14 protein-coding genes are annotated in these 13820 nt (G+C 58.5%); 7 read left to right on the top strand and 7 right to left on the bottom strand.

The window, feature by feature from the left end; all coding sequences use genetic code 11:
• Positions 1-82: 82 nt before the first annotated feature.
• Positions 83-454, bottom strand: a complete 372-nt coding sequence (locus AC3WRD_RS28640) for a DUF6124 family protein (RefSeq protein ID WP_102622224.1) — start codon at positions 452-454, stop codon at positions 83-85.
• Positions 455-811: 357 nt separating this feature from the next.
• A complete protein-coding gene (locus AC3WRD_RS28635; RefSeq protein WP_102622225.1) occupies positions 812-1177 on the bottom strand; it encodes a VOC family protein in 366 nt (121 codons plus the stop codon).
• A gap of 97 nt (positions 1178-1274) precedes the next feature.
• Here AC3WRD_RS28635 and AC3WRD_RS28630 point away from each other — a divergent pair, with 97 nt between their 5' ends.
• The 3 genes from AC3WRD_RS28630 to rarD all read left to right on the top strand — a co-directional run bounded on the left by AC3WRD_RS28630 (position 1275) and on the right by rarD (position 4423).
• On the top strand, positions 1275-2174 hold the full coding sequence (locus tag AC3WRD_RS28630) for a LysR family transcriptional regulator (RefSeq protein ID WP_102622226.1): 900 nt from the start codon (positions 1275-1277) through the stop codon (positions 2172-2174).
• A 69-nt stretch (positions 2175-2243) separates the two neighbouring features.
• Positions 2244-3257: an aldo/keto reductase gene (locus tag AC3WRD_RS28625; RefSeq protein ID WP_102622227.1), complete on the top strand. Its 1014-nt coding sequence runs from the start codon at positions 2244-2246 to the stop codon at positions 3255-3257.
• 284 nt (positions 3258-3541) lie between these two features.
• A complete protein-coding gene (gene rarD / locus AC3WRD_RS28620) occupies positions 3542-4423 on the top strand; it encodes an EamA family transporter RarD (RefSeq protein WP_096821514.1) in 882 nt (293 codons plus the stop codon).
• A 60-nt stretch (positions 4424-4483) separates the two neighbouring features.
• Here rarD and hppD read toward each other — a convergent pair whose 3' ends face one another.
• Together hppD and AC3WRD_RS28610 are read right to left on the bottom strand one after the other, a co-directional pair.
• Positions 4484-5560 carry a 4-hydroxyphenylpyruvate dioxygenase gene (gene hppD, locus AC3WRD_RS28615; RefSeq protein WP_096821515.1) on the bottom strand — a complete coding sequence of 359 codons (1077 nt, stop codon included), beginning with the start codon at positions 5558-5560 and terminating at the stop codon, positions 4484-4486.
• A gap of 246 nt (positions 5561-5806) precedes the next feature.
• Positions 5807-6754 (bottom strand): DMT family transporter, encoded by a 948-nt coding sequence (locus tag AC3WRD_RS28610; RefSeq protein ID WP_102622228.1) that lies wholly within the window; start codon positions 6752-6754, stop codon positions 5807-5809.
• 77 nt (positions 6755-6831) lie between these two features.
• Between AC3WRD_RS28610 and AC3WRD_RS28605 the strand changes: the two genes are divergently transcribed.
• The 3 genes from AC3WRD_RS28605 (at position 6832) to AC3WRD_RS28595 (ending at position 9956) form a co-directional block, all read left to right on the top strand.
• Positions 6832-7704: a LysR family transcriptional regulator gene (locus AC3WRD_RS28605; RefSeq protein ID WP_102622229.1), complete on the top strand. Its 873-nt coding sequence runs from the start codon at positions 6832-6834 to the stop codon at positions 7702-7704.
• A gap of 115 nt (positions 7705-7819) precedes the next feature.
• Positions 7820-9355 (top strand): EAL domain-containing protein, encoded by a 1536-nt coding sequence (locus AC3WRD_RS28600; protein WP_102622230.1) that lies wholly within the window; start codon positions 7820-7822, stop codon positions 9353-9355.
• Between the two features lie 235 nt (positions 9356-9590).
• Positions 9591-9956, top strand: coding sequence for a histone-like nucleoid-structuring protein, MvaT/MvaU family (locus AC3WRD_RS28595; protein WP_096821522.1), 366 nt, complete (start codon positions 9591-9593; stop codon positions 9954-9956).
• Positions 9957-10164: 208 nt separating this feature from the next.
• On the opposite strand, the gene AC3WRD_RS28590 is transcribed toward AC3WRD_RS28595, so the two are convergent.
• On the bottom strand, positions 10165-10683 hold the full coding sequence (locus AC3WRD_RS28590) for a DUF4946 domain-containing protein (protein ID WP_102622231.1): 519 nt from the start codon (positions 10681-10683) through the stop codon (positions 10165-10167).
• Between the two features lie 142 nt (positions 10684-10825).
• Here AC3WRD_RS28590 and gloA point away from each other — a divergent pair, with 142 nt between their 5' ends.
• Positions 10826-11347: a lactoylglutathione lyase gene (gene gloA / locus AC3WRD_RS28585; protein ID WP_102622232.1), complete on the top strand. Its 522-nt coding sequence runs from the start codon at positions 10826-10828 to the stop codon at positions 11345-11347.
• Between the two features lie 91 nt (positions 11348-11438).
• Here gloA and ahpF read toward each other — a convergent pair whose 3' ends face one another.
• Together ahpF and ahpC are read right to left on the bottom strand one after the other, a co-directional pair.
• Positions 11439-13001: an alkyl hydroperoxide reductase subunit F gene (gene ahpF / locus AC3WRD_RS28580; RefSeq protein ID WP_096821525.1), complete on the bottom strand. Its 1563-nt coding sequence runs from the start codon at positions 12999-13001 to the stop codon at positions 11439-11441.
• Positions 13002-13129: 128 nt separating this feature from the next.
• Positions 13130-13693, bottom strand: a complete 564-nt coding sequence (ahpC, locus tag AC3WRD_RS28575; protein WP_003224621.1) for an alkyl hydroperoxide reductase subunit C — start codon at positions 13691-13693, stop codon at positions 13130-13132.
• Positions 13694-13820: the final 127 nt, after the last annotated feature.

Here is a 13820-nt window from a genome sequence, read left to right as displayed (position 1 = left end):
AGGGACGCTCCGCGTTCCAGCTCTGGAAGGGACGCGGAGCGTCCCGGGCTGCATTCCCACGCGGAGCGTGGGAACGATCTAGCTAAAGGGGAGTTTCAGTCTTCAGTTCCAGATTATCCAGCACCCGATTGACCGCCAGTTCCGCCAGCATGATCAGTTGCCCAATCCCCAGCAGGACGTGCCGCTGCGGCGCATCGATCATCCCGGCGAAATCGCTGGCCATGGTTTTGGCGGAGGTCAGGGTTTCGCAGGCGTCGGCCAACAGTTCTTCGCTTGGGATACCGGGAGCGATGAGGTAGCGGGTGTTGGGTTTGAGCAGCGGCTTTCTGGGGTGGAACGGATTGAGGTAGTGATCGAGGGCGCGTTCGGCGGCTTCGTGGAATTTCTTGGAGTCGAGGGTTTCGTAGGGGGACGTTGAATCGACTTCGGGTGGGTTGGGTGTTGGTTTGATCACGTTTGAATCTCCAAATCAGAAAAATGGAGCCATCAAACTTCGCTACCAAACGAAGAGGTGGTGGCCATACACGGGTTGGTAGACCGGTGACTTGGAGAACCGGCGCGCTCGAAAGCGCCCCACGCATGGCCACCATAAAAGCACGGACGGATAAGCGTCCGAATACGGTGAGTTGCGCAACAAGTCAGAACCGGGCTACCAAACCCCATCGCTATTTTTCAGCGACGGGACAACGATAAAACCCGGCCCCCAAGCGCACAAGCCGGCGGATTCTGGCTTAGTCGTAGGCAACGGCGCAAGGTTGTGTAGCCTGCGGTGCGTGTCTGGACGTGTCCTTTAAACGCCACGATTAAACGCTCACAAGATCCCCGTTTTCGCATCCAGTTCCAGCACCAACCCGCCCGGCATCTGCACAAAAATCTGCCAGATCCCATCCTCCGGCACCTGCGCCACCTGATACGGCAACCCACTGCCTTGCACCCGCTTCAAAATCACCGCTGCATCTTCATCGGTACGAAACGCAATATGACTCAAAGCAGTCTCGCCCGGCGCAGGCTGCTCAATCACATGCACCAACGCCTGCCCATCCTGATACAACCAGCGCCCGGGAAACGGAAACGGCGGCCGACGCCCCGGCGTCAATCCCAATAACCCGCCGAAAGCGTCCTGCAGCGTCTGCCCATCAGCGGTGTTGAAGGCGAGATGATCGAATGTCCACGTCATGTCTGTCTCCTGCGGTTATTCAGGATTCCAGTATCTGCGCTTGCCAATCCCGGAAAAATCCCGCAAAACGCCAAGGATCTTTAAAGGATTTTTACCAATGAGCTCGATTCTGGATCTTGAGATCTTCGTCCGCACCGCCGACTCCGGCAGCATTTCCGCCGCCGCCCGGGCGCTTGAGCTGACGCCGGCCGCCGCCAGCATCGCCTTGAAACGCCTGGAAACCCGCCTCGGCATCCGCCTCTTCGCCCGCTCGACCCGCAGCATGCGCCTGACCGAAGAAGGCCGGCGCTATCTGGAAAGCGTGCGTCTGGCATTAGCCACGCTAGCCGAGGGCGAGCAGGCGTTGAAGCAGCAGACCGAAGGCCTGAGCGGCGTGCTGCAACTGGCGGCGCCGTCGGACTTCGGGCGCAACGTGCTGCTGCCGTGGCTGGACGATTTCAAGCGCGAGCACCCGCACATTCAACTGCAATTGCTGCTCAACGACCGACATGCGGACCTGTTTCGCGAGACAGTGGATGTGGCGCTGCGCTTTGGCGTGCCGAGTGATTCGACGCTGGTGGCGTTGCCGATCCTGCCTGAGCATCGTCGTGTCGCCTGCGCCAGCCCTGCGTATCTGGAGCGCCACGGTACACCGCAAAATCCTGCCGAATTGAGCGAGCACAGCGCCCTGCTCTACCTGCGCAACGGTCGGCCCTATAACACCTGGCGCTTCCATCGCGACGACGAAACAGTTGAGGTCGAAGTACGCGGCGACTACCTCAGCGACGACGGCGAAGTCGCCCGCCGCTGGGCGCTCGCCGGGCACGGCATCGCCTACAAGGCCTGGCTCGACGTCGCCGAAGACGTGCGCGCCGGGCGGCTGGTGACGCTGTTCGATGACTGGCACGGCGAGAGCGTACCGTTCAATCTGTTGTGCCCGCACCGGGTGCAGGTGTCGGAACGGGTGAAGGTGTTGCAGGCGTTTTTACGCGAGCGTTGCGAGGCGTTGCGCCGATAAATTCACTTTGCCGTACCGGGCGCTTCTGGTATTTGATGGAAGCTTTCCCACCGACAAAAGGATTTCGGCATGAGCTATCGCACACTGGGTCACTCGGGGTTGCAGGTGTCCACCCTCACCCTCGGCACGATGATGTTCGGCGAACAGACCTGCGCGGAAGAGTCGCTGCGCATCATCGACAAGGCGTGGGATCAGGGCATCAATTTCATCGACACCGCGGACGTCTACACCAACGGCCGCTCGGAAGAGATCGTCGGCGAAGCCATCGCCCGTCATCGGCATGAATGGGTGCTGGCGACCAAGGTCGGTTTCGGCCCGGTGGACGGTGTGCCGAACCGCAGCGGTTTGAGCCGCAAGCACATCTTCAATGGTCTGGAGGCCAGCCTGACCCGGCTCGGCACCGACTACCTCGACATCTATTACCTGCACCGCGAAGACCACAACACGCCGCTGGAAGTGACGATCTCGGCGATTGGCGACCTGATCCGCCAAGGCAAGATCCGTTATTGGGGCCTGTCGAACTATCGCGGCTGGCGGATTGCCGAGGTGATTCGCGTGGCGGACAAACTGGGTGTCGATCGCCCGGTGATCAGCCAGCCGCTGTACAACATCGTCAACCGTCAGGCTGAAACCGAACAGATCACCGCCGCCCAGACTTATGGCCTCGGCGTCGTGCCTTACAGCCCGCTGGCCCGTGGCGTGCTCAGCGGCAAGTACGCACCGGACGTGACCCCGGACGCCAACAGCCGTGCCGGGCGCCAGGACAAACGGATTCTGGAGACTGAATGGCGCGTGGAGTCGTTGCGCATTGCCCAGCAGATTCAGCAATACACAAAAGAGCGTGGGGTCGGGATTGTCGAGTTTGCGATTGCCTGGGTGCTGAACAACGGCGCAGTGACCTCGGCGATTGTCGGGCCGCGTACTGAAGAACAGTGGGATGCGTACACCAAGGCGCAGGCGGTGAAGATCACGGCTGAGGATGAGGCGTTTATCGATTCGCTGGTGACGCCGGGGCATGCGTCTACGCCGGGGTTTAATGATGTGAGCCATTTTGTGTCGGGCCGGAAACCGCGCCAGGCTTGAGATCGCTGCCCTCACCCTAACCCTCTCCCGGAGGGAGAGGGAACCGATTGGGGAACATTGAAGCTAAGCTTTTGCCTGAAGCTTTCGTGGTGAATCCATAATCGACTGGCCTTTTCAGGTCGACGGATTTCTTAAGACACCTCGGTCGGCTCCCTCTCCCTCCGGGAGAGGGCTGGGGTGAGGGAGCTTTTGATTGTTGGAAATATTGATCACTCGGCCAATATTCAGCACAAAAACCACGTATCCTGCGCGCCCCGTTTCACCATCACCCCCGCGAGGACAGTTTGTCTAAAGGCATTGCTCTATCGGTGACAGCATCGACGCTGTTTGCCGTCATGTATTACTACACCTCGTTGCTCACCCCGTTGAGCGGCGTGGAAATCTTCGGTTGGCGGATGCTGCTGACCGTGCCCTGCATGACCGTGTTCATGTTGTTGTCCGGCGAATGGCGGCGGGTGCTGGAGTTGCTGCGCCGGATCCCAGCGCTGCCGAAGTTGATCGGTGGCCTGATCGTTTCGGCTGCGTTGCTGGGTGTGCAGTTGTGGTTGTTCATGTGGGCACCGCTCAATGGCTACAGCCTCGATGTATCGCTGGGCTACTTCCTGCTGCCGCTGGCCATGGTGCTGACCGGGCGCATCGCTTATGGCGAAAGCCTGTCGTACCTGCAAAAAGTCGCGGTGTTTTTTGCCAGCCTCGGGGTGTTGAACGAGTTGTATCAGGTCGGTGGGTTTTCCTGGGCGACGCTGGTGGTCGTCGTCGGTTACCCGTTGTATTTCGTGCTGCGCAAATACCTCAAGACCGACAACCTCGGCGGTTTGTGGGTCGACATGACGCTGATGCTGCCGGTGGCGTACTGGTTTGTGCGCGGCGGCGAACAGGGTTTTGGCGTTTTCGATCAGTATCCGGCGCTGGCGTGGCTGATTCCGCTGCTCGGTCTGATCAGTGCGTCGGCGCTGGTGGTGTACATCATCGCCAGCCGCTTGCTGCCGTTCAGCCTGTTCGGCTTGTTGAGTTACGTGGAGCCAGTGTTGCTGCTCGGTGTGGCGCTGCTGCTCGGCGAGAGCATCAAACCCGGTGAATGGCTGACCTACATCCCGATCTGGCTGGCGGTGGTGGTGCTGGTGTTTGAAGGGTTCAAGCATCTGATGCGCCAGCGGCGCCCGTAAGACGCGCAATAAAAAGCCCGGCCTGCAACATTGCAGGCCGGGCTTTTTTACATCCGCAGATTACTCGGTAGCGAGTACGCCACGACGCACCTGGTCACGCTCGATCGATTCGAACAGTGCCTTGAAGTTGCCTTCGCCGAAGCCATCGTCGCCTTTGCGCTGGATGAATTCGAAGAACACCGGGCCCATCAGGGTTTCCGAGAAGATTTGCAGCAGCAGACGCTTGTCTTCCTTATCCGACGCACCATCCAGCAGGATGCCGCGCGATTGCAGCTGATCGACCGGCTCGCCGTGGTTCGGCAGGCGGCCTTCGAGCATTTCGTAGTAGGTGTCCGGCGGCGCGGTCATGAAGCGCATGCCGATCTTCTTCAACTGATCCCAGGTCTTGACCAGGTCGTCGGTCAGGAAGGCGACGTGCTGGATGCCTTCGCCGTTGAACTGCATCAGGAACTCTTCGATCTGCCCGGCGCCCTTCGACGATTCTTCGTTGAGCGGGATGCGGATCATGCCGTCCGGCGCGGTCATCGCTTTCGAGGTCAGGCCGGTGTATTCGCCCTTGATGTCGAAGTAACGGATCTCGCGGAAGTTGAACAGTTTCTCGTAGAAGTTTGCCCAGTAGGCCATGCGACCGCGATACACGTTGTGGGTCAGGTGATCGATGATCTTCAGGCCGGCACCGACCGGGTTGCGGTCAACACCTTCGATGAACACGAAGTCGATGTCATAGATCGAGCTGCCTTCGCCGAAACGGTCGATCAGGTACAGCGGCGCACCGCCAATGCCTTTGATTGCCGGCAGGTTCAACTCCATCGGACCGGTTTCGATGTGGATCGGCTGAGCGCCGAGTTCCAGAGCGCGTTTGTAGGCTTTTTGCGAATCCTTGACCCGGAACGCCATGCCACACACCGACGGGCCGTGTTCAGCCGCGAAGTACGAAGCAACGCTGTGGGGTTCGTTGTTGAGGATCAGGTTGATCGCGCCCTGGCGATACAGGTGCACGTTTTTGGAACGGTGGGTCGCGACCTTGGTGAAGCCCATGATCTCGAAGATCGGCTCCAGGGTGCCAGGAGTCGGCGATGCGAACTCGATGAACTCGAAGCCCATCAGGCCCATTGGGTTTTCGTATAAATCTGCCATGGTTGGCGCCTCATCATTCTTATCAATTAACCAGAGTTATTTGTCAGTAATGCTGAGACCGGTGGGTGGCGCACAGGAGATGCCACGCACACTGCGGGCGAGGAAGTCACCGTAGATCAGTTGAAACCCGAATATCTTCATTGTCGACCCAAGGCTCTTGCGGGCGAGGCTTCTGCTGCCAGAAGACGATTATTATTGTATGCGTAACCCGATTCTACACAGCGTAAATAGGGTTGTCTGCCCTCTCTATAAAATCCGCTTTTTTCGGCCCGGTGCAAGGGGTTTGTTGCACAGCCAGATGCCCGCCAGAATCAGCACGCCGCCAAGGCACATCGGCATCGTCAGTTGCTCGCCCAGCAGGATTGCACCGGCCAGCACGGCGGTCAGCGGGTTGAGCGCAATGAATACGCCGGAGCGGGTCGCGCCAATTTTGCGGATGCCATCGTAATAGCCAATGTAGGCCAGCGCCGAGCCCAGCACCCCGAGATAGATCAGGCTCAGCCATTGCGTCATCCCCAGACTGGCCACCGCCGCCCCGCTCACTTCGCCGCGAACGGCAGCCAGTGCCCAGAGCATCAGCGTGCCGAGCAAAATCGAAAAGGTCACCGTCTGCAATGGGCCGATGCTCTGGTTGAGGCGGCGGGAGAACAGCGAATAAACACCCCAGCTCAACACGCAGCCAAGAATCAGCAGATCGCCGATCCAGGCGTCTGGCGTTGCGGCCAGCAATTGCGGATTGCGACTGACGATCACTACACCCGCACCACCGATGCAAACCAGGATGCCGATGACTTTCAATCGACTCAGGCGCTCCTTGAACAGCAACCATGACGCCAGGCCAATCACCGCCGGATTCAACGCAACGATCAAAGAGGCCCGCGATGCATTGATGTATTGCAAGCCGTAAAAGAAGCACAGGTTGTAGAAGAAAATCCCGAAGAACCCCAGCGATGCCAGTTGCAGCCATTGCCCCGCCGTCGGCCGTGCGAAGGGAATCCGCGCCAGCCACAAAAATCCAAGCAGCGCGACGCTGGCCAGCAAGAACCGAAGACTGGCAGCAAGCATTGGGCTCAGGCTGCCGGCCAGAAACCGTCCGGCCACCCAAGTCCCGCCCCAGATCATGCTGACCATGGCGAGGTTCAGATAGACCGGCATGTCCGAGGCAACCGGACGAATGGATTCATGACTGTTCATAACACTCCCGACGATGAAACTGACGAATGACGTATCATTCGACTGATTCAACATCATCGTAAAATGAGTCTTTACTCATGACCCTGACCCAACTCGAGATCTTTTCGCTGGTGGCCGAGCTACGCGGCTTCACCCTCGCCGCTCATCGCCTGGGGATTTCACAGTCGGCGGTGTCCCACGCCTTGAAGTCGCTGGAGCAGGAACTGGGCGTCGAATTGCTGCGCCGGCATCAATCACACGTGGAGCTCAGCGACATTGGCGAACAATTGCTGTTGCGCGCACGGGCCATGCTCGGGCTGGCCAACACACTGCGCCAGGAAGCCGCCGATGCGCGGGGCATGAAACGCGGCACGTTGCGTATCGGCTCGTTCGGCCCGACGTCATCGATCAGGTTGCTGCCGAGCATTCTTCGGCATTACCGCGAGGCGCATCCGGGCATCGAGGTGCACATCGACGAAGGGCCGGATCGGCAAGTGGTCCAGTGGCTTGAGGAGCGGCGGATCGATATCGGTTTCGTGGTCCTGCCTGAAGATCGATTCGACACGTTTGCCCTGGTGGAAGATCAGATGGTCGCCCTGCTCCCTCTCGATCATCCGCTGGCGACTCGTGATGCGTTGACCCTGAAGGCGCTGTGCAACGACCCGTTCGTGCTGACCGAGGCGGGTTCCTCGGAGTTGGTGTCGCGGATGTTCAACGCGGCAAAGTTGAGCCCGAATATCCGCTACCGCTGCTCGCAGTTGCTGAGCACCCTCGACACCGTGGGCCGGGGCGATGCCATTACGGTCGTGGCCGAGGGTTCTCTGCCGGTTGAGGCGGATCCGCGCTACGTGAAGCGACCGCTGTCACCCACCGTGCAACGACAAGTCGGTCTGGCCGTGCTTGACCAACGTCAGGCTTCACCCGCCGCCCTGGCCTTTATCCAGCTGGCGACACGGCTGGATTACCGATGAGCGGCACAAGCGCCATCGGCCATCTATCATGGGCACAGAGCAAACGCTTTCCGGAAGGTGCCCCGTTGCCCCGTCTGCAATCGAGAATCCCATTTCATCGCGACAGGATGCGCCCATGCCGCTGACCGCCCGGCCCCGCCGCAAACGCAGCACCCGAATCATCGTGACACTGCTTTGTGGCGCGCTTCCGATCATTATCGGCAGCGTCATTCTCCACATGCAGGCCGAACGCACACTCCAGCAGAGCTCCCGGGAAACCGCCAACGAAGCCCTGCGCCAATTCGAACTGATGCTCGACAACACCGCCCAGGCCGCGCGTGATTTGCTGCCGCTGGCAGGCCAGACGTGCGAAAACGTCAAACTGGCCTTGCGCGAACAGGTGACCCGCCGCCCGTTCGTTCGCTCGACCAACCTGGTGTGGGACAACAACCTCTACTGCAGTTCGCTGTTCGGCGACTTCAAAGAAGCGGTCAATCCCGGCGATTATGCCCAGGGCAAGTTGTGGCTCATGAACGGCAACCCGGTCACGCCTGACACCGCGCTGCTGGTGTATCGGCTGAGCGACGGTCGTGGTGGCGCACTGACCACGCTGGACGGTTATCACTTGAGCAATATTCTGCGGCTGATCGGACGGCAGACATTGCTGTTGCTGCAAGTGGGCAACACCTGGCTTTCCGCCGACGGCAAAGTGCACCAAGGCCCTCTGCCCGAGTTGCCGGTTGCGCAAAGTACCTTGAACTCATCGCACTACGCTTTCACGGTGTCGGCCGGTTTCCCTGAAGGTGAAACCTGGCGGTACATGAGCAACGAGTACCCGCCGTTGTTCAGCCTGCTGATGTTTTTTGGCGCGGTGTCCGGCGCGATCGGCTACAGCATGCAAAGACGCTCTACGTCGCCGAGTCACGAAATGCTTCGCGCACTGGAAGCGGGGGAATTCATTCCGTACTTTCAACCGGTAGTGCATGGCGACAGCAAACAATGGTCAGGCACTGAAGTGTTGATGCGCTGGAAGCATCCCAAAGAAGGCCTGGTGCGTCCGGACCTGTTCATACCGTTTGCCGAACACTCCGGGCTGATCGTGCCGATGACCCGTTCATTGATGCAACAGACCGCCGTTGCACTCGGGCCGCTGTCGTCTTCCTTTGTGGCGCCTTTTCACATCGGCATCAACATTACGGCCAGTCACTGCCAGGATCTGGAGTTGCTGGAAGATTGCCGCGAGTTTCTGGCGGCATTCGCCCCCGGCAGCATCAGTCTGGTGCTGGAGTTGACCGAGCGCGAGTTGATCGAGCCCACCGACATCACCCATCAACTGTTTGCACAACTGCGCGCCATGGGCGTGAAAATCGCCATCGACGACTTCGGCACCGGTCATTCGAGCCTGGGTTACTTGAGAACATTCAATGTCGACTTCCTGAAGATCGACCAGACATTTGTCGCCATGATTGATAAGGACGCCCTGTCCCGCCACATTCTGGACAGCATCATCGAACTGTCCGACAAACTGGACCTTGGCACGGTAGCCGAAGGCGTGGAAACACAGACCCAGGCAGATTACCTGACCGCGCACCACGTCAACTTTCTGCAAGGCTATCTGTTTGGCAAACCGATGCCGGCCGCAGACTTCATCGATGCATTAACTCACCATTAACTAAACGCGATAAAACCGGCGGGCTCAGAGCGATCGCACCAAATTGATACAAGACATCGCTGTTTTTACATAAAGAAAAAGTCATGATTTACTCTTGACGCATTAACTACTACAATTTTTCTTACCTGTTGCTAGATTGGCAGGTGAGCCACTATCACCGAGTCGCTTCAAGGCTCTTGGCTTATAGCTTTGTTTGCGGTTGGTATCAGCCAAACACACTATTGGAGTAAAGATATTGTCCAGACTCGCTGAATTTCGCGCAGCCGAAAAGGCCCTTCAAGAACAGCTCAAGCAGCTGGAGTCGCTGAAGAACGATGCCGGGCTCAAGAAAGAAATCGAATTCGAAGAAAAGCTCCAGGGGCTGATGAAAACCTACGGCAAAGGCCTGCGCGACATCATCGCCATCCTCGATCCGAATCCGGCAAAATCCGGCCTGCAACAGGCCGCGGCACCTAAAACCCGCCGTGCTCGCGTGGTCAAGGTCTATCAGAACCCGCACACCGGCGAGCTGATCGAGACCAAGGGCGGCAACCATCGCGGGCTGAAGGCCTGGAAGGAACAATACGGTGCAGCCACCGTTGATTCCTGGTTGCGCGGTTAATCCCTCGCAAACATAAAAGCCCTGCATTTGCAGGGCTTTTTTTTGGACGATATCTAACAAATGCAACAATTTCTTGTTGCGAAAGTTGAGAGCCAAACACCGTCTTGCACTGGAACTATGCTTCCGGATGTTGCGTCATTGCCGGGCGATCAACTTTGTATTTAATCACTTCAGGTATCTAACGCCCCACGGACCACCGAACAGCTGACTAAAATTTCAAGCTGTTTCTCGCCGCCACTATTTCATCCGCACTGGCCTTGTAAACCTCGGCCTGCCCGGCATAGGAAAGTACATAGGCTTTGTCTGCCTCTACTGCGGCAACCAATGTTTGTGACAGCACATGACGGCCGTTTTCGGTGACAGTACAAGTGGTCTCAAGGGCCGCCAGTGAACCGAGCGTGCTTGCATGAACCTTGTTGCAAACGCTCTGATAGCCGCCCTGGAAAAAGTCTTTCTGTACCGACTTGCGCATCTCCAGCAACACGCCTTGCAAATTGACCTGATGACCCGTTTCCACACGCGTCATCGTCAACTCCATCACCATGACCTGATTGCCATCGGCATCAGTCTTCACCGCCCGCTGACGGGAAACCTCCGGTGCGGTTTCGGGCAGCGCTTCGACTTGCCAGCCGGCGGGCCAGGTAATGCTCGGCGCCTCAGCGCAGGCCGCAGCCGCGATGAGGGACAAGCCGAAGAAAACGAACAGCGATTTGAACGGTCGGATCATTACCAGAGGCACTCGCGGATTGAGCCGTAAAGTCTGAGGCCCGCCCGCCTGCAGGGCAAGCCCGCGCTTTCGGTTTGGCGATGCCGCAAGGCATGCGTATCATTGCGCCCATTCACTCGCCCCAATTTGTTACGGAGGGCTCATGAGCCTGCAAGAACTGAACACTTTCCCTGGCGTGACCGCCACCCCGGACAGCGCAACCCGCAATTTCGTCTTCAACCACACCATGCTGCGCGTGAAGGACATCACCAAGTCGCTGGATTTCTACACCCGCGTACTGGGCTTCTCGCTGGTGGAAAAACGTGACTTCCCGGAAGCGGAATTCAGCCTGTACTTCCTCGCGCTGGTCGACAAATCGCAGATCCCGGCCGACGCCGCTGCGCGCACCGAGTGGATGAAGTCGATTCCCGGCATCCTCGAGCTGACCCATAACCACGGCACTGAAAACGACGCGAACTTCGCCTACCACAATGGCAACACCGATCCGCGCGGTTTTGGCCACATCTGCATTTCGGTGCCGGACATCGTCGCCGCCTGCGCACGTTTCGAAGAACTGGGCTGCGACTTCCAGAAGCGCCTGACCGATGGCCGCATGAAAAGCCTGGCGTTCATCAAGGACCCGGATGGCTACTGGGTCGAGATCATTCAGCCGGCGCCGCTGTAAGCGCTGAAACCTCTTTCCTTGGGGAGAGGACGTTGAAGAAATAAAAAACCCCATCATCGCTGATGGGGTTTTTCTTTTTCAGGCCCGGGATTTACGCCGGCGCTGAAGTGCGGATCAGGTGATCGAAGGCGCTGAGGGAAGCCTTGGCGCCCTCGCCTACCGCAATCACGATCTGCTTGTACGGCACGGTGGTCACGTCACCGGCAGCGAAGATGCCGGGGATCGAGGTTTCACCACGGTTGTCGACGATGATCTCGCCACGCGGCGACAGCTCGATGGTGCCTTTGAGCCAATCGGTGTTAGGCAGCAGACCGATCTGCACGAAGATCCCTTCCAGCTCGACAGTGCGCAGCTCGTCACTGTTGCGATCCTTGTAACGCAGGCCGTTGACCTTCTGCCCGTCGCCGGTGACTTCAGTGGTCAACGCACTGGTGATCACGGTGACGTTCGGCAGGCTGTGCAGCTTGCGTTGCAAGACCGCGTCGGCACGCAGTTGTACGTCGAACTCAAGCAAGGTTACGTGGGACACGATACCGGCCAGGTCGATGGCCGCCTCGACGCCGGAGTTACCGCCGCCAATCACCGCCACACGCTTGCCTTTGAACAGCGGACCGTCGCAGTGCGGGCAGTACGCCACGCCTTTGTTGCGGTATTCCTGCTCGCCCGGCACGTTCATTTCTCGCCACCGCGCACCGGTCGCCAGAATCACGCTCTTGGCTTTGAGGGTTGCGCCGCTGGCAAAGCGAACCTCGTGCAACTCACCGTTCTTGCCCGGGATCAGCTTGTCGGCACGCTGCAGGTTCATGATGTCGACGTCGTACTGCTTGACGTGTTCTTCCAGCGCGGTCGCCAGTTTCGGGCCTTCGGTTTCCTGCACGGAAATGAAGTTCTCGATGGCCATGGTGTCCAGCACCTGACCCCCGAAACGCTCGGCCGCAACGCCGGTACGAATACCTTTACGTGCCGCATAGATTGCCGCCGAAGCACCGGCCGGGCCACCGCCGACGACCAACACATCAAAAGCCTGCTTGGCGCTGATTTTCTCGGCCTGACGCTCGATGGCGCCGGTGTCGAGTTTGGCGAGGATTTCTTCCAGGCCCATGCGGCCCTGGCCGAAGTTTTCGCCGTTCAGGTAAATGCTCGGCACAGCCATGATCTTGCGATCGTTGACTTCGTCCTGGAACAGCGCGCCGTCGATGGCGACGTGGCGGATGTTCGGGTTCAGCACGGCCATCAGGTTCAGCGCCTGAACCACGTCCGGGCAGTTCTGGCAGGACAGCGAGAAGTAAGTCTCGAAGTTGAATTCGCCCTTGAGCGAGCGGATCTGTTCGATCACTTCGACACTGGCCTTCGAAGGGTGGCCACCGACTTGCAGCAGGGCCAGCACCAGCGAAGTGAATTCATGGCCCATCGGGATGCCGGCGAAACGCAGGCTGATGTCGGCACCCGGGCGGTTGATCGAGAACGACGGTTTGCGTGCATCGTCGCCGCTGTCGATCAAAGTAATCTGGTGCGAAAGACTGGCAACGTCTTTCAGCAGGTCGAGCATTTCACGGGATTTCGCACCGTCATCGAGAGAAGCAACGATCTCGATCGGCTGGGTGACCCGTTCCAGGTACGATTTCAACTGGGCTTTAAGATTGGCGTCCAACATACGGGCGATCTCCTGACTTTATTTGAGGCGAAAAAAAGCCCGAGCGAATCTCGCCCGGGCTTTTCTATTGGGCGGTGCAGCTTACTTAGGTAGGTGCGGAGTTCCGCCCTGCGTTGCGTGTCACAGACTTAGATCTTGCCGACCAGGTCCAGGGACGGAGCCAGAGTGGCCTCGCCTTCTTTCCACTTGGCTGGGCAAACTTCGCCTGGGTGAGCAGCAACGTACTGAGCAGCCTTGATCTTGCGCAGCAGCTCGGAAGCGTCACGGCCAACGCCGCCATCGTTCAGTTCAACGATTTTGATCTGGCCTTCAGGGTTGATCACGAAGGTGCCACGGTCAGCCAGACCAGCTTCTTCGATCAGCACGTCGAAGTTGCGGGAGATGACGTGGGTCGGGTCGCCGATCATGGTGTATTCGATTTTGCCGATGGCTGGCGAAGTGTTGTGCCAGGCAGCGTGGGCAAAGTGGGTGTCGGTCGAAACGCTGTAGATTTCTACGCCCAGTTTCTGGAAGGCAGCGTAGTTGTCGGCCAGGTCTTCCAGCTCGGTTGGGCAAACGAAGGTGAAGTCGGCTGGGTAGAAGAACACTACGGACCATTTGCCTTTCAGGTCAGCGTCCGAGACTTGTACGAAGTCGCCGTTTTTGAACGCGGTAGCTTTGAACGGTTTTACTTGGCTGTTGATGATAGGCATTGATGACTCTCCGTCAGGGTTGTGAATTCGATGGGTGAATCCTACCCACTCACTCGACGGATGGCTCATTGGCAAACCTGATGCTGCTGATTTGTTTTCGCTATTAGCGGACTGTATTAATAGAAGA

Source organism: Pseudomonas sp. FW215-R2 (genome assembly GCF_058789255.1).
The sequence above is the reverse complement of the archived record's forward strand: the minus strand, read 5'-3'. Positions and strand labels throughout refer to the sequence as shown.

Coding starts and splice junctions, on each gene's coding strand:
- ahpC (WP_003224621.1), bottom strand. CDS start 13,693: ATGCCTATCATCAACAGCCAAGTAAAACCGTTCAAAGCTACCGCGTTC.
- AC3WRD_RS28610 (WP_102622228.1), bottom strand. CDS start 6,754: ATGAACAGTCATGAATCCATTCGTCCGGTTGCCTCGGACATGCCGGTC.
- AC3WRD_RS28635 (WP_102622225.1), bottom strand. CDS start 1,177: ATGACGTGGACATTCGATCATCTCGCCTTCAACACCGCTGATGGGCAG.
- ahpF (WP_096821525.1), bottom strand. CDS start 13,001: ATGTTGGACGCCAATCTTAAAGCCCAGTTGAAATCGTACCTGGAACGG.
- AC3WRD_RS28630 (WP_102622226.1), top strand. CDS start 1,275: ATGAGCTCGATTCTGGATCTTGAGATCTTCGTCCGCACCGCCGACTCC.
- AC3WRD_RS28600 (WP_102622230.1), top strand. CDS start 7,820: ATGCCGCTGACCGCCCGGCCCCGCCGCAAACGCAGCACCCGAATCATC.
- AC3WRD_RS28625 (WP_102622227.1), top strand. CDS start 2,244: ATGAGCTATCGCACACTGGGTCACTCGGGGTTGCAGGTGTCCACCCTC.
- gloA (WP_102622232.1), top strand. CDS start 10,826: ATGAGCCTGCAAGAACTGAACACTTTCCCTGGCGTGACCGCCACCCCG.
- AC3WRD_RS28590 (WP_102622231.1), bottom strand. CDS start 10,683: ATGATCCGACCGTTCAAATCGCTGTTCGTTTTCTTCGGCTTGTCCCTC.
- hppD (WP_096821515.1), bottom strand. CDS start 5,560: ATGGCAGATTTATACGAAAACCCAATGGGCCTGATGGGCTTCGAGTTC.
- AC3WRD_RS28605 (WP_102622229.1), top strand. CDS start 6,832: ATGACCCTGACCCAACTCGAGATCTTTTCGCTGGTGGCCGAGCTACGC.